Source organism: Saccharopolyspora phatthalungensis (genome assembly GCF_014203395.1).
Lineage (GTDB): Bacteria > Actinomycetota > Actinomycetes > Mycobacteriales > Pseudonocardiaceae > Saccharopolyspora > Saccharopolyspora phatthalungensis.
Genome location: NZ_JACHIW010000001.1, coordinates 1,015,370 through 1,034,588 on the forward strand (window position 1 = coordinate 1,015,370; position 19,219 = coordinate 1,034,588).

At 70.0% G+C, this 19,219-nt stretch carries 17 protein-coding genes; 7 read left to right on the forward strand and 10 right to left on the reverse strand.

Going from position 1 to position 19,219, the window contains the following annotated elements:
- Window positions 1–3: 3 nt before the first annotated feature.
- The 6 genes from BJ970_RS04540 to BJ970_RS04565 form a co-directional block, all read right to left on the reverse strand.
- Window positions 4–849 (reverse strand): carbohydrate ABC transporter permease, encoded by an 846-nt coding sequence (locus BJ970_RS04540; RefSeq protein ID WP_184724119.1) that lies wholly within the window; start codon window positions 847–849, stop codon window positions 4–6.
- Entirely contained in the window at window positions 849–1,784 is a 936-nt protein-coding gene (locus tag BJ970_RS04545) for a carbohydrate ABC transporter permease (RefSeq protein WP_281399517.1), read from the reverse strand. The genes BJ970_RS04540 and BJ970_RS04545 overlap by 1 nt, the downstream gene beginning before the upstream one ends.
- Complete coding sequence (locus BJ970_RS04550; RefSeq protein WP_184728870.1) at window positions 1,784–2,995, reverse strand: ABC transporter substrate-binding protein; 1,212 nt, start codon at window positions 2,993–2,995, stop codon at window positions 1,784–1,786. The genes BJ970_RS04545 and BJ970_RS04550 overlap by 1 nt, the downstream gene beginning before the upstream one ends.
- 454 nt (window positions 2,996–3,449) lie before the next feature.
- A complete protein-coding gene (locus BJ970_RS04555) occupies window positions 3,450–3,974 on the reverse strand; it encodes a YflT domain-containing protein (protein ID WP_184724122.1) in 525 nt (174 codons plus the stop codon).
- Window positions 3,975–4,236: 262 nt separating this feature from the next.
- Window positions 4,237–7,761 (reverse strand): patatin-like protein, encoded by a 3,525-nt coding sequence (locus BJ970_RS04560; RefSeq protein WP_184724125.1) that lies wholly within the window; start codon window positions 7,759–7,761, stop codon window positions 4,237–4,239.
- Window positions 7,762–7,953: 192 nt separating this feature from the next.
- Window positions 7,954–8,910, reverse strand: coding sequence for an HpcH/HpaI aldolase/citrate lyase family protein (locus BJ970_RS04565; protein WP_184724128.1), 957 nt, complete (start codon window positions 8,908–8,910; stop codon window positions 7,954–7,956).
- 182 nt (window positions 8,911–9,092) lie between these two features.
- Here BJ970_RS04565 and BJ970_RS04570 point away from each other — a divergent pair, with 182 nt between their 5' ends.
- Window positions 9,093–10,391, forward strand: a complete 1,299-nt coding sequence (locus tag BJ970_RS04570; RefSeq protein ID WP_184724131.1) for a magnesium transporter MgtE N-terminal domain-containing protein — start codon at window positions 9,093–9,095, stop codon at window positions 10,389–10,391.
- Window positions 10,391–10,918, forward strand: a complete 528-nt coding sequence (locus BJ970_RS04575) for a DUF1003 domain-containing protein (RefSeq protein WP_184724135.1) — start codon at window positions 10,391–10,393, stop codon at window positions 10,916–10,918. The genes BJ970_RS04570 and BJ970_RS04575 overlap by 1 nt, the downstream gene beginning before the upstream one ends.
- Window positions 10,919–10,931: 13 nt before the next feature.
- Here BJ970_RS04575 and BJ970_RS04580 read toward each other — a convergent pair whose 3' ends face one another.
- Both BJ970_RS04580 and BJ970_RS04585 read right to left on the reverse strand, forming a co-directional pair.
- Window positions 10,932–11,378 carry an NUDIX hydrolase gene (locus BJ970_RS04580; protein ID WP_312864116.1) on the reverse strand — a complete coding sequence of 149 codons (447 nt, stop codon included), beginning with the start codon at window positions 11,376–11,378 and terminating at the stop codon, window positions 10,932–10,934.
- A 4-nt stretch (window positions 11,379–11,382) separates the two neighbouring features.
- A complete protein-coding gene (locus BJ970_RS04585) occupies window positions 11,383–11,829 on the reverse strand; it encodes a MarR family winged helix-turn-helix transcriptional regulator (RefSeq protein ID WP_246471199.1) in 447 nt (148 codons plus the stop codon).
- Window positions 11,830–12,098: 269 nt separating this feature from the next.
- Between BJ970_RS04585 and BJ970_RS04590 the strand changes: the two genes are divergently transcribed.
- Window positions 12,099–13,238, forward strand: a complete 1,140-nt coding sequence (locus BJ970_RS04590; protein ID WP_184724138.1) for an Mrp/NBP35 family ATP-binding protein — start codon at window positions 12,099–12,101, stop codon at window positions 13,236–13,238.
- Between the two features lie 44 nt (window positions 13,239–13,282).
- Here BJ970_RS04590 and BJ970_RS04595 read toward each other — a convergent pair whose 3' ends face one another.
- Window positions 13,283–13,888, reverse strand: a complete 606-nt coding sequence (locus BJ970_RS04595) for an O-methyltransferase (RefSeq protein ID WP_184724140.1) — start codon at window positions 13,886–13,888, stop codon at window positions 13,283–13,285.
- Window positions 13,889–14,178: 290 nt separating this feature from the next.
- Here BJ970_RS04595 and sigE point away from each other — a divergent pair, with 290 nt between their 5' ends.
- The 4 genes from sigE (at window position 14,179) to tatB (ending at window position 17,975) form a co-directional block, all read left to right on the forward strand.
- Entirely contained in the window at window positions 14,179–14,754 is a 576-nt protein-coding gene (sigE, locus tag BJ970_RS04600) for an RNA polymerase sigma factor SigE (protein ID WP_184724142.1), read from the forward strand.
- A 3-nt stretch (window positions 14,755–14,757) separates the two neighbouring features.
- Entirely contained in the window at window positions 14,758–15,498 is a 741-nt protein-coding gene (locus tag BJ970_RS04605; protein WP_184724144.1) for a zf-HC2 domain-containing protein, read from the forward strand.
- A 197-nt stretch (window positions 15,499–15,695) separates the two neighbouring features.
- Window positions 15,696–17,366, forward strand: coding sequence for a S1C family serine protease (locus BJ970_RS04610; RefSeq protein WP_246470701.1), 1,671 nt, complete (start codon window positions 15,696–15,698; stop codon window positions 17,364–17,366).
- 219 nt (window positions 17,367–17,585) lie between these two features.
- Window positions 17,586–17,975, forward strand: a complete 390-nt coding sequence (tatB, locus tag BJ970_RS04615; protein ID WP_184724146.1) for a Sec-independent protein translocase protein TatB — start codon at window positions 17,586–17,588, stop codon at window positions 17,973–17,975.
- On the opposite strand, the gene BJ970_RS04620 is transcribed toward tatB, so the two are convergent.
- Window positions 17,954–19,162: an MFS transporter gene (locus BJ970_RS04620; protein WP_184724148.1), complete on the reverse strand. Its 1,209-nt coding sequence runs from the start codon at window positions 19,160–19,162 to the stop codon at window positions 17,954–17,956. The genes tatB and BJ970_RS04620 overlap by 22 nt on opposite strands.
- Window positions 19,163–19,219: the final 57 nt, after the last annotated feature.

A 19,219-nucleotide genomic window follows, 5' to 3' on the forward strand; every position in this document is an offset into this window, starting at 1 on the left:
CGGTTACCCCTTCACTGCGCCGGAGGTCAGTCCGGACACGATGCGTCGCTGGAAGAACAGCACGAACACGATGATCGGAATGGTGATCACCACCGCGGCCGCGGAGATCGACCCCGTCGGGTCCTCGAACTGCGAGTCACCGGTGAAGAACTGCAGCGCCACCGGCACGGTGCGGGAGTTCTCCGTCGAAGTCAGCGAGATCGCGAACAGGAAGTCGTTCCAGCAGAAGATGAATACCAGGATGGCGGTGGTGAACACGCCCGGCGCGGCCAGCGGCGCGATCACCTTCCCGAAGGCCTGTCCGGGGGTGGCGCCGTCCATCTTGGCCGCCTTCTCCAGCTCCCACGGGATCTCCCGGAAGAACGCCGACAGCGTGTAGATCGCCAACGGCAACGAGAAGGTGATGTAGGGCAGGATCAGCCCCGGCCAGGTGTCGAACAGGCCCAGCGCCCGCTCGATCTCGAACAGCGGGGACACCAGCGACACCTGCGGGAACATCGCGATCAGCAGCGAAGCGCCGACCAGCAGCCGCTTGCCGGGGAATTCCAGCCGGGCGATCGCGTAGGCGGCCATGGTGCCCAGCACCACGGCGATCGCGGTGGCGATCAGCGCGATGCCGATCGAGTTCAGCAGTGCTCGGGTGAACTCGCTGGTGCGGAAGATCGCCGCGTAGTTCTCCAGCGTCCACTCGCGCGGGATCAGGTTGCCGTCCGAGAGGGTCGCCGGGCTCTTGAACGACAGCGACAGAATCCACAACACCGGCACCAGCGCGTAGACCACCACGACGATGTTGAGCAGCGCCCACTTCGTTTTCCGCGCGGGGGTCTGCGCCCCGCCCACGCCGGCCATCAACGCCTCCCCTTGTCATCGCTACCGGGTGCGGCCGTGCCGAAGAGCTTGATGAAGATCCACGCGATGAGCGCGACCGCGATGAAGATCAGCACCGACATGGTCGAGCCGATGCCCAGGTTCAGTCCCTTGATCAGGTTGTTGTAGGCCAGCACGGACACCGACGAGGTGTCCTGCGCGCCGGAGGTGAGCACCACGATGTTGTCGAAGACGCGGAAGGCATCGAGGGTGCGGAACAGCAACGCCACCAGGATGGCCGGCTTCATCACGGGCAGCATCACCTTCACGAACCGCTGCCACGGCCCGGCGCCGTCCATCGCCGCCGCCTTGAGCAGGTCGTCGGGCACCAGCGCCAGCCCGGCCATCAGCAGCAGCGCCATGAACGGCGTGGTCTTCCAGATCTCGGCCAGGATCACGATGGCCAGCGCGCTGGCGTGCTCGGTCAGCGGCGCGCCATCAGGGGTGATCGCGTTGGCCAGGTAGCCGGTGTCCGGCGTCCAGGCGTAGCGCCAGCTGAAGGCCGCGACGACGGTGACGATGCCGTACGGGATCAGGCTGACGGTGCGTACCAGGCCGCGTCCGACCAGCGCCCGGTGCATGACCAGCGCCAGGCTCATGCCGAGCGCGAATTCGATCGCCACCGAGATCACGGTGACCAGGACTGTCACCCAGAACGCGCTCCACCAGTAGCCGTTGGTCAGCACCGTGATGTAGTTGTCCAGCCAGACGAACTCGCGCCGGTCCGGGTACTTCAGGTCGAAGCGCTGGAACGACAGCCACAGCGCGTAGAGGATCGGCCAACCGGTGACCGCGACCATTACCAGCGCGGCCGGGGCGCAGAGCAGCCAGCCGAGCTTGCGTTCGGCCCGCTTTCCTTCGCTCATCGCCCCGCTGTCGGAGGCGGTGCCGGGTGCCGTTGGGGCCGTCTGCACCATCACGGCATCACTCCCTTGGAGTCCAAGGCATTCTGCACTTCGGTGCGCATCCGCTCAGCGGTGCGCTGCGGGTCGATCGCCGCGATCGGCGAGAGCATGTTGGACAGCACCGTGGAGACGTTCTGCGCGGCCGGCGTCACCGGTCGCACGCCCGGGTCCTTGAGGGCTTCCAGGATGGTCTCCCGCATCGGGTACTGGGCGGCCACCTGGGGATCCGCGTAGACGGACTCGATCGTGGGCGGCACGCCGTCGTTGATGGCGGAGAACTTCTGGCTCTCCGGGTTGCGCAGGCACTTGGCCGCTTCGAAGGCCAGGTCCGGTTTCGTCGAGTAGCTGCTGACCGCGAGGTTGGCTCCCCCGATCGTGGATTTGCCCGGGACGCCCGGCCGCAGGCCGGGCATCCGCGCCCAGCCGACTTCGCGGGCCAGCTCAGGCTTGTTCTCCAGCATCGACGGGTAGACGAATGGCCAGTTCATTTCGAACGCGGACTGCCCGGTCTCGAACTCCTGCCGGGCGTTGTCCTCCTTCGCGTTGTTCATCGCCGCGCTGGTGACGCCCGCGGTCCCGAGGTCGCGCAGCGCTCGCAAGGCCTGCACAGCGCCATCGTCGACCACCGCGCGTTTGCCGTCATCGGTGATGATGTGCCCGCCCGCCGACTGCACCAGCGTGTTGAAGTGGACGTAGAGGCCCTCGTACTGCGCGCCGGTGAGCGAGATCCAGTGCGGCTTGCCCTCCTGCTTGAGCCGCTGGGCGGTCGAGATCATCTCGCCCCAGGTCTTCGGCGGCTCCGGCACCAGGTCCTTGCGATACCAGAGCAACTGCACGTTGGTGTTCTTCGGCGCCGCGAAGAGCTTGCCTTCCCAGGTGGCCGTCTCAAGTGGTCCTTGCAACGTGCCGCGTTCCGCTTCGGCCTTGTTCTCCCCGGTCCATTCCCGGATCCAGTTCGCCTCGGCGAACTCACCGGTCCAGGTGACATCCAGGTAGAGGATGTCCATGCCGCTGTCGCCGGCGGCCAGTCTGCGCACCATCTGCTCGCGCTGGCCATCGGCGTCGCGGGGCAGTTTGTGGTAGACGATCTGGTACCGCCCACCGGATTCGGCGTTGCAGCGGTCCACGTTGTGTTGCAGGTTCTCTTCCGGCGCGCTGTAGAGGTTCACGGTGTTCGCGCCCGAGGCCAGGGCACAGGCGGTCAGCGCGGACGCGCACACCATTGACGCGCCCAGCACTGCCGCCCGACGAATGCGGCGAACTTTCACGGTCGGTCCTTCCAGTTGCTGGTCGCAGCCGCGACCAAGCACTGGGGTGCCCACGCTCCGTCGCCTGCCACCACCGGCGGTGCGCCGATGCTGGAAAGCTAGGCCTCTTGATCAGTCCAGGCAAGTCCGGCGGATCCCTTGTTGTCAATACGTGAAGTCGCAAAAGCACGACGTCAGCGTGCTGCGCCGATGGCCGCGCCGCGCTGCGATGATCGTCGGCACGGCAGGCCCGCCGAACGCTGGCATCGGTGCTTTCCTCCGGTGCCGATCCGCAACGCCGAGGGCTCGCGGCCGGCCTGAAGCGGTCCGAGCAGCAGGAGACCCAGGCTCCGCACAGGGGATCCTGGGTCCGTTTCCGCTTTCCGTCGAGTCGGTCGTGGCGGGCCCCGGCAGCCCGCTCACGACTGAATCACTGCGCCGGTGGTGGTGGGCGCATGGCGAGCTTGGCGAGCAGGTCTCGGGCCTGTTCGGCGTGGCGGGGTTGGGCCAGCACGTCGTAGCGGCCCGCGACCAGCTGGCTGGCCGAGGAGAAGTCCCGGCGGCCGCGGGTGGAGGCGTAGCCGACCGCCGCGAAGACCAGGCCGAACACGATGCCCGCGCCCAAGCCGACCAGCACCGGGCCGATCCAGCTGCCCTGCGGGGTGAACAAGCCCAGGATCAGGCCGACGAACAGCCCGAACCACGCTCCGGAGGCCGCGCCGCCGCCCAGCACCCTGCTCCAGGTCAGCCGTCCGGTGACCCGTTCGACGAGCATCAGGTCGACGCCGACGATGGTCACCTCCTGAACCGGGAAGTCGCTGTCCGCCAGATGGTCGACCGCGCGCTGCGCCTCTTCGTAGGTGCTGTAGGAGCCGATCGGCCAGCCGCTCGGCGGGGTGGGCAGGTTGGGTGTGCCCGGCGTCTGCCGACCGGAGCCGGTGAACGGATTGGACACCGCTGACACCTCCGTTGAACTTGCTGCCAAGATCGGGACCTCGGGACCGGGCAAGCCCGATTCCGGCGTAATGTCCCTTACCCCTTCAGGCTACCCCGCAGGGTTCACCGGGAGATCATGTCGGTCGCCGCACACCCGCGCATCCACACCCCCCCAGGTTTTCACGCGATTGCCTCCCGGCGGACACCATGCGGGTCAGGACCAGCGGCTCCCGAGGCAGGCATGACGCCCCGGGCCCGGCCCGCGAGCACTGACCACGGTTTCACGTGAGACTGCTGGTCTCTCTGGGGCGGGGGGCGAGGACGTCGACGGTGCCGAGCAAGATCATATGGGCATACCCGGTGAGGACGGTGGCCAGGACAATCCACCCGCCGTTCCAGCCGGTTGGCTCGCACAGCCACAGGACCCCGAGGAACACCAGGGTCGTCAGGACCGCCGCGCCGACGCGGGCAAACGAGCGGTAAGCGACCGTAGCGGGCCAGGTCAGCAGCCCCACGGCCACGGCTAGGCCGAGCGGGCCGAGGCGGAATCCGGTCGTGAACAACCAGAACTCGGCCCCGAGGAGCGCGGCGGCGATGAACACCGCGGGCAGCCAATGCGCCAGGCCGCGACCGAAGCGGTGGGCCAGTCGGTGCCCGGACCACACCGCGAACACGGCCGTGCACAGCGCCGCCAGCAGCACGCCCGCGCCGAAGGACGTGCCCGAGAAATCGGCGACGACCATCCAGTCGCCCGGCGCTTCGCCGCACCGACCGAGATGCTCGTCCGCGACCGCGCACGCAACCACGGTGCCGGGTTCCGCCCCTTCCGGGCAGCCCCGGAGCAGCGGTGCCCCGGAGGTGGCCGCCATCGCGCCGAGCCGGGACAAGTCTGCGCCCTCGGCCGCGTTCAGCGAGCCATACCACTGGTAGCCGGAGGACGCATTCTGGCTGCCGTATACGAGCTGCATGTCCGGCAGCGATGCACCTGTGCCGGTGAAGGCCACGGCGCTCGCGGCCAGGAACCCCAACAGGGCCGCGCGACGTGGTGCGGCCACGGCGAACACGGTCGCCATCAGCAACGGCTTGATCAGCGTCATCGCCCGCCGCCCGAGCCACGGCAGCACGCCGTGTCCGGCGGGGCGAGCCGCGCGGTAGGCGAGCAACCCGAAGCGCGTCGCCATCGACAGTGCGCGCCACTCACCGAGATCGGCAAACCGCTGGCGGCCGACGTCGTAACGCTCCACCTCGCTCGACAGCCGCATCGGCGCGGGCGTCGGCTGTCGACGGCCTCCTCGCGGATCCGCCCCGGAGGAAACGGCCTCCACGAACGGGATTTCCTCCGCGGCGATCGTCCACTGCAGACGCTCGGTGAGCAGCCGCCGGATCTCGGTCAGCGGGTGCTCGTCGTCCGGGTCGGCGAACAGCTTGTCGAGCTCGGCGTGCACCTCGCCGGCGTGCCGCGCCCACACCTCGGCCAGGAATCCGCGCCACTGCTTGGACTGCTCCTCGTCGAGTTCCCCGAGTTCCGCCGTCGTCGGGCGGCAGACGATCGACTGCAGGGCATCGCCGAGTTCCTCCGACCCGCGGTGGCGCTGCGCCAGCCGAGCCGGGTCGGTGAGCAGCCCGACCAGCGCGGCGGCGGCGTCCAGTCGCCCCCACATCCAGTCGTTCGCCCGCCACTTCGCGGACAGGAACGCGCCGAAGTTGCCCAGGTCGAGGCCGCGGATCTTGTCCGCGATCCGCAACGGCGCGTTTTCCCCGCGCCGCAGCGCGGTGAACGGCAGCGGGCTCTGCTCGTCGCTGACCACCCGCAGCAGGTTGATGCGCGAGCCCGGCACCCGGCCGACGTCCAGCGGAGCGGTGAGCACCACCAGTTGCCGCAACGTCTCCGGACACCGGTCGCTGCGTTCCAGTAGCGCGTAGCCGATCTGCTGAGGTTCATCGAAGTTCTCGCGGGGCGGTGCCGCCGCAGCCAGCCGTTCGACGACGCGGTGCAGCACCGCACGCGCCTCGGCGACCGCATCCAGACCGACATCGTCCGGGACCGCATCCGCGCCCGAAGATTCCACGATGGACAGCAGTTCGCGGGCGAACTCGGCGAGCTCCTGCTGGAAATCCGCACCGTCCTCGACGGCGCGCAGCGCCGCGCCCAGGAGCGGACGGATCGGGGAGGGCAATCGGTGTTGCAGCCTGGAGCGGCGGCGCAGCACTCGCTGCACCCACTCGTCGAGTTCGGCGGTCTCGACGATCGGCTCCAGCTTCGCGCCGTTGATCCAGTACCGGTCGGCGTGCCCCTCCAGCACCTCGCCGAAGCTCCGCAGCCGGTACAACACGGATTTGCAGCGCCCGATCTCGCGGCTCTCCGGCGCCCAGCGCTCGATATCCCAGGCCCAGGCAAGACATTCCTGCACCGCGGTGAGCAAGCCACGCGCGTCGTCGAAGACGCGCGTGGTGGCCTCGCGCCCGAGCCCGTTCGAGAGCCGCTGCGCGAGCTGTGTCCGCGCCTGCGCCGACCACTGCGCGAGCGGGTCGCCGACAACCGGTGGCAGCAGTTTGCCGTCCTCGGTGCCCGCGGGTTCGGTGAGCAGCCGATGCACCGCCTGGGCATCCAACTCCGCTCGCACCACGGCGTTGTCGGACTCGACGGCATCGGCCTGGTGCTCCAGCACCGCGGCCCGTTCGGCAACCGGCGCGTTGCGCAACGGAGCGAACAAAGCCCTGCGGCGCAATGCGATTCGCTCGACGACCCGGTTATGCTCGTCCAGCGCGTCGATGTCGGCCAGCAACGACTCCTGGGACAACCGGGCCCGCAGGGCCGCCAGCGTGACCGGGACGGCCAACCCCGGCTCGCGGCGCTGGCCGTGCGAGGCGACTGGATCCGGGTTCAGGTAGAGCAGCCACCGGTGCGTCGGCCGGTCCGCCGGTGCTGCCGTGATCGCGTCGATCGCCGCCGACACCGGAATGTTGTCCAGCACGCCGCCGTCGATGACGCGGAACGGCGCGAGCCCCGGTTCGGCGGCCGTCTCGGAGAACACCCCGACCATGTTCGGCTCGCCGTCCGGCGGCTTGCCGATCGAGGAACGCACCTGCGCGGGCTCGAAGGCGAACGGGAACGACGACGTCGAGCGAGCCGCGTGGGCGAGTTGCTGCACGGTGGCGGCGAAGTCGTCGCCCGCACCGAAGTCCGACAGCGGATCGCCGGCCTTGCCCTGGTGCCGGAACCGGAACATCGCGGTGCGCCGCTCCTGCAACATCGGCCCGGAGCGGCCGTCGAAGTGCTGCTCGACGACCGGGTCCAGCAGCGTGGCGGTCAGCAGCAGGTCGGCGCGGTTGCCCGGGTGCTCCGCCGTCGCCGGCACATTGTCGGTGATGACCTTGATGAGCTCGGCACGGAAGTAGCGGTCGCCCTCCAACAGCGACGGCGGGCTGGGCTGCCAGAACCTCGGCACCGGCCGGGACATCGCTTCCATGTCCGCCAGCCGCACCCACACCTGGCGCATCCGGTCGAAGGGCATCCCGTAGACCAGCGTCGCCGCCAGCAGCGTCGCGTTCAGGCCGCCGGCGGACGCCCCGGCCAGGACGTCGACCCGGACGGAGTCGTAGCCGGCCAGCTTCGCCAGTGCCGCCCACGGGTGCGCGTCGGTCGGTTCCGTGTCCGCCGACGCCTCGGAGTCCGCCACTGCTTCGCGCAATCGGTTGATCTCGGCGACGGCGCCGCCGATCCACACCGCCATGCTCGCGCCGCCGCGCATCGCCAGTGCCAAGCGCAGTTCCTGCTCGTTCTCCGCCCCTGCCGCGGTGGCCACCTCGGAGCCCGCCCTCTCGATCGACGCCTGCGGATCATTCGAAACGTACCGCGCCGACCGACGATGTAGATCCGCAACGGGCGAACTCAACCCGAATGCTCAGGACTTTTCGGGGATGCCGCCCGCAGCCGTGCTCACGGCACCTGGCCAGTGGAAACGACCCTCCCGGGGGAGCGGCTCCAGGCCGGGTGGTCAGGACCCCGGCGGTGTCCAGCGGTCGCTGCGGGTCATGCCCGCGGCACGGCCCTTGCCCGCGATCACCAGCGCCATCTTCCGGGACGCCTCGTCGATCATCTCGTCGCCGAGCATCGCCGCGCCGCGCTTGCCGCCGGCTGCCGAGGTGTGCCATTCGTAGGCATCCAGGATGTTCTCGGCGTGGTCGTAATCCTCCTGCCGTGGCGAGAAGAGCTCGTTCACCGCGTCCACCTGCGCCGGGTGCAGCACCCACTTGCCGTCGAAGCCCAGCGCCGCCGACCGGCCGCCCACCCGCCGCAGCCCGTCCACGTCCTTGATCTGCAGGTAGGGCCCGTCGATCGCCTGCACTCCGGCCGCGCGGGCCGCGGTCAGGATGCGCATCAGGATGTAGTGGTAGGCGTCGCCGACGTCGTAGCCCGGCGGTTGCTGGCCGACCACCAGCGACCGCATGTTGATCGAGGCCATGAAGTCCGCCGGCCCGTAGACCAGCGCGACCACCCGCGGCGAGGCACCGGCGATGGCGTCCACCTCGACCAGGCCGCGGGCGTCTTCGATCTGCGGCTCGATGCCGATCCGGCCGATCTCCAGCCCGACGGCCCGCTCGATCTGGGTCAGCGTCAGGTCCAGCCAGCGAACGTGTTCCGGGGTGCTGACCTTCGGCAGGATGATCGTGTCGAGCTCGGCACCAGCGCCCTCCACGACGGTGACCACGTCCCGGTAGGTCCACTCCGTGTCCAGCGCATTGACCCGCACCGAGCGGATCTTCTCGCCCCAGCCGCCCTCGTTCAGCGCGCCGACGATCCGCTCCCGCGCCTCGGCCTTGGCCAGCGGCGCCACCGCGTCCTCCAGGTCCAGGAAGAACTGATCGGCGGCCAGCCCGCGCGCCTTGTCGATCATCTTCGCGCTGGATCCCGGCACCGCCAGGCAGCTGCGCCGGGCACGTCGACCGTCCACGTTGTCCTCCTCCGGCTCGGGTTGCTGCGTGTGTACCACGCACGCCGTGGCCGGGACCCGACAAGTGCTCGGGGGCACAGAACTCGTGTGCCAGCGTCGCGATTCCTAACGGAACGGTCACTCCCTAGCGGGTATCACTCGTCCAGGCAGCGCTGGGCTCGGAGAATGCATAGCCTGATCGCGTGGCAGCCGCGACCAGGGTCTTCGCGGCCCGGATGGCCGGTCTGTCGGTGTTCGGGCCGGATGGCGAATCGATCGGCCGGGTGCGCGACGTCGTCGCCGGGCTCAGCGTCCGGCGGCAGCCGCCGCGCGTCCTCGGCCTGGTGGTCGAGCTGCCCACCCGACGCCGGATCTTCGTGCCGATGCTGCGGGTCACCCGCATCGAGCCGAGCGCGGTGACGCTGGCTACCGGCTCGGTGAACCTGCGGCACTTCCACCAGCGTCCCAACGAACTGCTGGTGCTCGGCCAACTTCTGGACGCCAGGGTGGTGATCGATTCCTCCGGCGCATCCGCGGTCCTGGTCGACGTCGCGCTCGAACAGACCCGGACCCGCGACTGGCAGCTGACCAAACTCGCCGTCCGGGAGCGCACCGGACGGCTCGGTCGCCGCGGCCCGACCCAGGTGCTGGACTGGGACCAGGTCACCGGACTGGCCGTCGCGGAGCTGACCGGCCAACCGCAGGGCGTGCAGCAACTGCTCGTCATGTTCGACACGATGCGCGCGGTCGACGTCGCGAGCACCCTGCACGAACTGCCGACCAAGCGCCGCTACGAGGTCGCCGAAGCACTGGACGACGAGCGGCTCGCGGACGTTGTCGAGGAACTGCCCGAGGACGATCAGAAAGACCTGCTCGCGCATCTGGACGACGAGCGCGCCGCGGACGTGCTGGAGGCGATGAACCCGGACGACGCGGCCGACCTGCTCGCCGAGCTGTCCGAAGTGGACAAGGAGCGGCTGCTCGGGCTGATGGCGCCGGAGGAGTCGGCACCGGTCAAGCGGCTGCTGGCGTACTCGTTCGACACCGCGGGCGGGCTGATGACCACACAACCGATCGTCGTCGGGCCGGACGCGACCATCGCCGAGGCGCTGGCGATGGTGCGCAACCCGGACCTGCCGGTGGCGCTGTCCAGCCTGGTGTTCGTCTGCCGGCCGCCGTCGGCCACCCCGACCGGCCGCTACCTGGGCTGCGTGCACATCCAGCGAATGCTTCGCGAACCACCGTCCACTTTGGTCGCTGGTGCGCTGGACACCGACCTGGCGAGCCTGTCGGCGGCGGCGTCGCTGACCGACGTCACCCGCTACTTCGCCGCGTATAACCTGGTATGCGGGCCGGTGTTGGACGACGAGGAGCACCTCATCGGCGCGGTTACCGTGGATGACGTGCTGGACCACCTGCTGCCGGAGAATTGGCGGGAGAGCGGACTTCCCGAGCCGGAGACCGGCTCGACCGACCAGCCGAGGGACCGGGAGGCGCGCTGATGCCCGAGCTGCTGACCCATCGCCGACTCGACCAGCCCCGACCACCGCACCGGTTCAGCGTGTCGTTCGACCCGGAGCTGTTCGGGCAGATCTCGGAGCGGATCGCCCGGTTCCTGGGCACCGGCAAGTTCCTGTTCTGGATGACCGTGTTCGTGATCAGCTGGATCACGACCAACCTGCTCGCGGTCGGCATGCAGTGGGATCCGTATCCGTTCATCCTGCTCAACCTGGCCTTCTCCACCCAGGCCTCGTACGCCGCGCCACTGATTCTGCTGGCCCAGAACCGGCAGGACGACCGGGACCGGGTCTCGCTGGAGGAGGACCGGGCGCGGGCGGAGCAGACCAAGGCCGACACGGACTACCTCGCCCGCGAACTCGCCGCCCTGCGGCTGGCGATCGGCGAGGTGGCCACCCGCGACTACCTGCGCAGCGAACTCGACCGGCTGCGCGAAGAGGTCCCCGGGCTGCGGAGCGCGGCCGAGAAGCGCCGGGCGCGCTCCGTCGCCCGAAACCCGGATGATGCGTGAACCGCAGGCGATTTCAATGGAGACCGGCGGGTCGGTTTCCATGGAAATCGCCGTCGAGGTCGGCGAACAGGGCGACGATCGCCGGCGCGGTGACCCGGTGGGCGAGGTACTCCTCGCGGGTCAGCCAGGCGAGTTCGGCGATCTCGGCAGCCGGTTCCGGAACCCCCTCCAGTTCGCCCGTGTAACAGCTGAGCTCGACCTGCACGCCGTCGCCCTGGCCGACCGCGTCGGCGACGTAGCGGCCAAGGAATTCCGCCCCGACCAGGTCGACACCGAGCTCCTCGCGCACCTCGCGGTGCAGGGCCTGCACCTCGGTCTCGCCGGGATCGATCTTGCCGCCGGGCAGGTAGAAGGCGGTCTGGTAGTCGGCGCGGACCAGCAGCAATCGCCGATCCACGAACCGGACCAGGCCGGCCGCCCGGATCAGCCGCTCGGGAGTCGAAGAGGTCGCATCGTGCACGCCCTCATGCTTGCGCACGCTGGCCGGGCGGCGACGGCACACCCCCATCGGCGAGCCGTTCGCAGGTGCGCATCAGCGACTCCAGCTCGCCCGCGGTCGCGGACAGGAAATACCGCGCCACGCCGGTGCGGTGCGTCGACGCCGCCAGCTGCAACCGGGCTTCGCCGCGTTCGGTGATCACGGCCTGCACGCCGCGCCCGTCCGAATCCACCCGCACCCGGCGCACCAAGCCGAGCCGTTCGAGGCGGTCGACCAGTCTGGTCACCCCGGAACGGGACAGCAGCACGACATCGGCGAGTTCGGTCATCCGGAGCCGCTGCTCCGGGGCTTCCGCCAGCGCTTCGAGGACGTCGTAGGCGGCGAGCGTCAGCCGCTGCTCGGCGATCAGGTCGCCTTCCAGGCAGCGCGTGACTCTGGCGTGTGCGCGGAGGAAGCTGCGGTACGCCAACAATTCACTTCGCGTCGGTAATCGATCAAGAGCCATTTCGGCCACGAAGATTGATATTACGGAACGCGTTCATCCAACTGCGCAGCGCCCCCAAACAAGTACGGCGCGCTACCCGGCGAGCGCAGTCCGCCCGGCGCGACGCCACTGGTCAAGTGCCCTGTTCCCGGCGGGCTACCGGTCCGTAGCATGGGGTTGCCCGCAAAGCGCGGTGTGAGAGCCTTCGTCCGAAGCGACCATCCACCACGTCCGCAACAGAGCTTGCCGAGGTAACCGTGACCAGTACGCAGTCCGCGCCCACCGAGGACGCCGTCCGGAAGGCCCTCAGTCAGGTCGAGGACCCGGAGATCCGTCGGCCGATCACCGATCTGGGCATGGTCAAGAGCGTGTCCATCGGCTCCGACGGCGCCGTGACGGTCGAGGTGTACCTGACGGTCCGGGGCTGCCCGATGCGGGAGACGATCACGCAGCGGGTGACCTCCGCCGTGTCCGCCGTCGAGGGCGTCGGCTCGGTCCAGGTCGAGCTCGACGTGATGAGCGACGAGCAGCGCACCGAGCTGCGCAAGATGCTGCGCGGCAGCGCCGAGGAACCGCGCATCCCGTTCGCCGAGCCCGGCTCGATGACGCGGGTGTACTGCGTGGCCTCCGGCAAGGGCGGGGTCGGCAAGTCCAGCGTCACGGTCAACCTGGCGGTGGCGATGGCCGAGCGTGGCCTGTCGGTCGGTGTCGTCGATGCCGACATCTACGGGCATTCGGTGCCCCGGATGCTGGGCGCGGGCGGCAAGCCCACCCAGGTGGAGAAGATGATCATGCCGCCGCAAGCGCACGGCGTGAAGGTCATCTCCATCGGCATGTTCACCCCCGGCAACACCCCGGTGGTCTGGCGCGGGCCGATGCTGCACCGGGCGCTGCAGCAGTTCCTGGCCGACGTCTTCTGGGGCGACCTGGACGTCCTGCTGCTGGACCTGCCGCCCGGCACCGGCGACGTGGCGCTGTCCACCGCCCAGCTCATCCCGAACGCGGAAATCCTGGTGGTTACCACCCCGCAGCAGGCCGCGGCCGAGGTCGCGGAGCGGGCCGGGGCGATCGCCATGCAGACCCGGCAGCGGCTGGCCGGGGTGGTGGAGAACATGTCCTGGATGGAGCTGCCGGACGGCCAGCGGATGGAGGTCTTCGGCTCCGGTGGCGGTCAGTTGGTGGCCGAGTCGCTGAGCCGGTCGATCGGGTCGGAGGTGCCGCTGCTCGGTCAGGTGCCGCTGGATCCGCGGCTGCGCGAGGCGGGCGACAATGGCACTCCGCTGGTGCTGGATGCCCCCGACTCACCGGCCGCGGTGGTTCTCAACGACATCGCCAAGCGCCTGTCCACCCGGGCTCGCGGCCTCTCCGGCAAACTCCTCTCCGTCTCCCCCGCTTAGCCGCGCCTCATCGGTCGCGAGCGGCGATGCCCGCAAGGCATCGCTCACGTCCGCTTCGCCACGGCCAGGAGGCCGGGGCCGGTCGGCACGGTGGCGGGGATGAGGTCCTCATCGGCCTGGATGGCGCGAACCAGTTCGCGCAGCGCCACGGCCAACGCGCTGCGGGTGTCCGGGCTGGCGAGTTGGACTCCGGCGAACACGATCACGCCGCCGGGGCGCAGCAGGCGGACGCCGAGCTCCAGATACCTGGGGTAGTCCGTGGTCGCGATGCCCACCGACACCAGGTCGTAGCCGCCCTCGGTCAGCCGCGGCATCAGGTCGACCGCCCGACCGGCGATCAGCCGGGTCCGCCCCGTCGGCACGCCCGCCTCCCGCAGCGTCGCGCGGGCCATGCGCTGCCCGGCGGAGTCGGCATCGATCGAGGTCAGCACGCCATCCGGCACCATGCCCTGGAGCAGCCACAACGCGCTCTCGCCCGAGCCGGTGCCGACTTCGACGACGGCCTTGGCCCGCAACGCCGCCGCCAGGAACCGCAATACGTGCAGCGGCGACGCCCCGACCGACGCGTCCGTCGGACCGTCGTCGGACAAGCGGGAGCGCGCCTGCTCCCAACCCACGGGCCCGGCACCCACCGGCGTCTCGGGAATCACAACGCGAAAGGTTATCGGCGTTGCCCGAACGGGTGTCCCGCGCGGCCGACATCGTTAGTGGGCCGTTTCCGGCAGTCCGCCGGTGCGACTCACGTCACGTCATCTTCTCAGCCGGTTCTCAGGCGTCTTTAATCGCTACCTCACCAGGGAATACGAGAGTAGGTACCGACATAACCGACCAGCATCGCCGTCTCCGCCGCGACAGCTCCGGGAACAACGGCCCGGACATGTTCGTTGTTGGGGATGCACCAGCACAGGAGGTGGCTTTTCGCCCAATGGCAACACAGCCGATGAGTGCCCCCAGTGCCCGACAGAGCACCATCTCGCCCGCCGCGGAAGAGGTCGCCTGGACCCCGCCGACGTGGGACGAGGTGGTACGTCAGCACGCCGACCGGGTTTACCGGCTGGCGTACCGCCTGACCGGCAACCAGCACGACGCCGAGGACCTGACCCAGGAGACCTTCATCCGGGTGTTCCGCTCGCTGGCGTCGTACAAGCCGGGAACTTTCGAGGGATGGCTGCACCGAATCACCACGAACCTGTTCCTGGACATGGCCCGTCGCAGGTCCCGCCTGCGGATGGAGGGCCTGCCCGAGGACACCGACCGGTTGCCCGGCGGTGGCCCGAGCCCTGAACAGGTCTTTCACGACACCCACCTGGACCCTGACCTCCAGGCGGCGCTCGACGAACTGCCACCGGAATTCCGGGCGGCGGTCGTACTTTGCGACGTTGAGGGCCTCTCCTACGAAGAGATCGGTGCCACCTTGGGCGTGAAGCTGGGTACTGTGCGCAGCAGGATTCACCGCGGGCGCCAGATGTTGAAGGCCACCTTGGAAGCTCGCCGCGAGCACGCCCCGGAGGTTTGACGAATGACGGTTTTGCATGGGTGGGGGTTGTCGGAGCAGCATCTCGCGCTGGACGCCATCGTCGCGTTGGTGGACGGAGAGCTGAGCCCGAACGCCCATGATCGCGCCGTCGCCCACCTGGCCCGATGTCCCGCCTGCACAGCGGACGCCGCCGCCCAGCGGCAGGCTCGCGCGGCGCTCCGGGCTGCCCAGACGCCGTCGATCTCGCCGAAGCTTCTGCAGGCGCTGCAAGCAATTCCGGCGCACGCAGAACTGCCGAGCCAGCCCGACGGCCTCGCGCTGACCGAAGACGGCCGGCTCGTCGCCGTGTCCCGCCCGGACCAGGCCAAGCGGTTCGGCACCGGCGCAGTGCTGGGATCGAGCAGGCCATTGGGCGGCAACCAGCAACCCCTGGGTAGCGTCCCCCCTTTTGCCGACGACGCCGGTGACGCCGATGAGGCGGCCCCGGCGCGGCGCATCGGCCGACGCACCCGGCAGGGTGCCGGAGTGGTGTTCTCCGGCTTGGTGCTGGGCGCCCTCGCGCTCATGAACATGCCGACCGACGAAGACGGCCAGCCGGTGCAGGGCGGGCCGAACCCGCTGCCCGGCGAGGCGTTCAGCAATCCCGTCGTCCCGGCTTCGGCGCGCGAGACGCTGCCCGCCGCACCGACCACGAGCCCGGCCCCGCTCGTCGCCGCGGTCCAGCCGCCCTCGTCCCCCGCCCCGGCGCCGACGACCTCGGCGAACAGTCGGCCAGGGGACTGAAATCCCCCGCACGTGGGGGCTCCGCCGGTAAGGGCCGGAGCAGCCTCTCACGACCACTTCGCCCGCTCCCACACGGACTTCACTGGTCGCCAGGCAAAATGGGCACACCGGCAGTGCGCCCACATGCCGGCGACGCGGGCTCGCCGCCCGTGTGATCCACTCGAACGGACGAGTCTCGACCGCATGCCCGGGGAGCGATGAGCGACCAGCCAGGAAGGCCCGCGCAGGGCTCCGACGCCGACAGCGCGCGCCGGGACCAGCCATACGCGGGACAGCAGGAGCCCAACGGACGGTCTGCCCCACCCGTGCATCCATGGCAGGGTGCGACGAGCGCCACCGGCGGGGTGCCGGCCGGGGGCTTCACCCCGGCCCGCGCCGCGGACAACCCGCCGGCCGAACCTCACCGCCTAGCCCCGCGCCCGCTGCAGCGCCCACCGGTCGACCCGTCGCAGAGGTCGGTGTTCGGCCGCCCGAAGGGCGTGAGGGGTAGCTTCGACCCGAACCGGCGTGACCTGCCGGTGCGCGGCAGGGCCCAGGCTCCGCCCCCGCCGGACGCCCTGACCCAAGCGTTCGGCCGCCGCGAGCGAAGCGACGAACGACTGCAGCGCGCGCCCGGCGAGCAGCCGATGACGCCCGAACCGGCCGAAGAGCCGGTGCTATGGAATTCCGGCGAGCGCGATCCGTGGCGCGACCCGGCCGCCGGTGCGGTCCTCGGCCCGCCCGCCGTGGCCGAGGATCAGCAGGAGAAGGCCGACAGCGCCGAGACCGGCCCGCTGCTGAGCGCCCGCGAGGTGCTGTTCGGCCGCCGGGTGCACCCGCGTGCGCTCGTGATCCTCGCCGCGCTCGCCCTGCTAGTCGGGGTGGCCGGTGGGTTCCTTGGCCGGATCACCGCCGAGGAAGGCAACCCCCTCACCAACCCCGACGTCACCCTCGCCGAAGTGGAGCAGGGCCAGGAACGACCGAAGGGCGCCGTCGCCGCGGTCGCGAAACGCGTCGTGCCCGCCGTCGTGTCGGTCGAGGTCCGCGTCGGTTCGCAGGGCGGCAGCGGCTCCGGCGTGCTCATCGACGGCAACGGCTACGTGGTCACCAACAACCACGTCGTCTCGATGGCCGCCGACACGCCGAACGCGCAGGTCTCCACGGTCTTCCACGACGGCACCCGGGCCCCGGCGCGGATCGTCGGCCGCGACGTCAAGACCGACCTGGCGGTGATCAAGGTCGAGGTCGCGAACCCGACCGTCGCCCAGCTCGGCGACTCCGACGGGCTGGCGGTCGGCGACGAGGTGATCGCCATCGGCTCGCCGCTGGGCCTGGCCGGCACCGTGACCACCGGCATCGTCAGCTCGGTGCACCGCCCGGTGCGGCTGGCCGGTGAGGGCACCGACACCAACGCCGTCATCGACGCGATCCAGACCGACGCCGCCATCAACCCGGGCAACTCCGGGGGTGCGCTGGTCGACGGCAACGGCGCGGTGGTCGGCATCAACAGCGCGATCCGCACCCTCGGCTCGGGAGGCGAAGGCGGGTCGATCGGGCTGGGATTCGCGATCCCGATCGACGACGTACGGCGCATCGCCCAGGAACTGATCCGCACCGGCAACGTGGCGCACGCCAACCTCGGCGTCAACGCCAAGTCCGTCAGCGACGGGCTCGCCGACGGCGCCCAGGTGCAGAACGTGCAGGACGGCAGCGCCGCGGCGGCGGCCGGGCTCGCCGAGGGCGACGTGATCACCCGGGTCGGCGAGCGCAAGGTGGCCAGCGCCGATGAGCTGATCGTGGCCGTCGACCGGTACCAGGTAGGCGCGCGGGTTCCGGTCACCGTGGTCCGGCAGGGCCGCGAGTTGGTGCTCGACGTGACGCTGAAGTGAGCGGCGGAACCGCTCCCGCGTGAGTTTTACTCAGGCGCCTGGGACCGGGAACTTACCGAACGGTCGGCCCGGGTGGGAACGACCGGCCAACTCTTCGTGACAGCCAGGTGCCGACCGACTTCCCTCTCCTGCCGATATCGCCCGGTCGGTACGCTGGGGGGCGTTGGCAGCTCGCGCGGTGCCGGTCCGCGAGCCGCGAGGACCGGGAGGTAGTCGAGAGTGTTCGATAGCGTCGGCTGGCCCGAGATCCTGGTCCTCATCGTGGTCGGGCTTTTCGTCCTGGGCCCGGAACGGCTGCCGCAGGGCGCCGCCTGGCTGGGCCGGACCATCCGCCAGGTCAAGGAGTACGCAACCGGCGCCCGCGAGCAGATCCGGTCCGAGCTGGGCCCGGAATTCGACGAGCTGCGCAAGCCGCTGGAGGATCTGCGCAGCATCCGCAACTTCAACCCGCGCTCGGCGGTGACCAAGCACCTCTTCGACGGGGAGAATCCGCTCGACGGCCTCACCAACGGCGACGGCTACCTGCCGAAACCACCCGACCTGCCCAAGCCGCCGCAGCGTCCGCTCGCGCCGGGCGAGCGTCCCCCTTACGACTCCGACGCGACCTGAACCAGCACCCGCTTGGGTGCGCTGCGGGCGATCCACACCCCGACGGCGGCCACCGCGAGCCAGCAACAGAGCAGAACCGTCATGCCGGACCATCCCCAGGCACCGTAGGCGGTGCCGCCCAACACCCCACCCACACTGCTCCCGCCGTAATAGGCGAACTGGTACAGCGCGGACGCCTGGCCGCGGGCCGATGCCGACGCCCGCGCGCCGACCCATCCGCTGGCCACCGAATGCGCCGCGAAGAATCCGCCGGTGAACACGACCAGGCCCACCACGATCACGAGCAGGGTGTTGGCGAGCATCAGCAGCAGTCCCAGCGCGCTCACCGCCAGGCCGGTGAGCAGCACCCGGGTGCGCCCCCAACGGTCGGCGGCACGACCGGCGAGCGTCGAGGTGACCGTTCCGGCGGCGTAAGCGAGAAACGCAAGCGCGGCGAGCGACGGTGGCACCAGCAGCGGCGGCGCGGTGATGCGAAAGCCGAGAACGTTGTAGACCGTGACGAAGACACCCATGCCAAGCGCAGCGACCAGGTACGGCGCGTAAAGCACCGGGTCGCCAAGCGCGGCGCGCAAGCCGCTCAGCAGCGGGTGCCAGCTCAGCGGTTGGCGGGCATGGTTGCGCTCGGCAGGAAGCAGCACCACGAACAGCACCGTGCACATTCCGGCGAGCAACGCCACCGCGAGCATTCCGCCGTGCCAACCGGCGAAGTCGCCGACCACGCCGCCCAACAGCCTGCCGGCCATGCCGCCGATGGTTGTGCCAGCGACGTAAAGGCCCATCGTGGTGCCCATCTGCTCGCCGCCGGTCTCTTCTGCCAAATACGCGGTCGCGACTGCGGCCAGACCCGCGATCGCCGCGCCCTGCACCAGCCGGAGGACCACCAAAACCGGGAAAAAGGGTACCGACGGCAGTAGCAGGCCGAGGATCTCGGCGATCAGCAGGGCCATGATCATGGTCCGGCGGCGACCGACCGCCTCGGACATCGTGCCGAGCGGGATGGCCGCGACCGCGAGCCCGAGCGTGCTCGCCGAAACCAGCAACGCCGCCGTGCCCGGATCCAGCACGAAGTCCCGGGCCAACTGCGGCAGCACCGGTTGCGGCGCGTAGAGCAGCGCGAACAGCGCCAGCGCGCCGAGCAGCAAGGCGATGCGGATCTTGCGGACGCGGGCCGGATCGACGGAGTTCACGAGCTCGAACGTAAGCAGCCCTAATTAATGCGTCCAATGCGCCATGAGCGCATTATT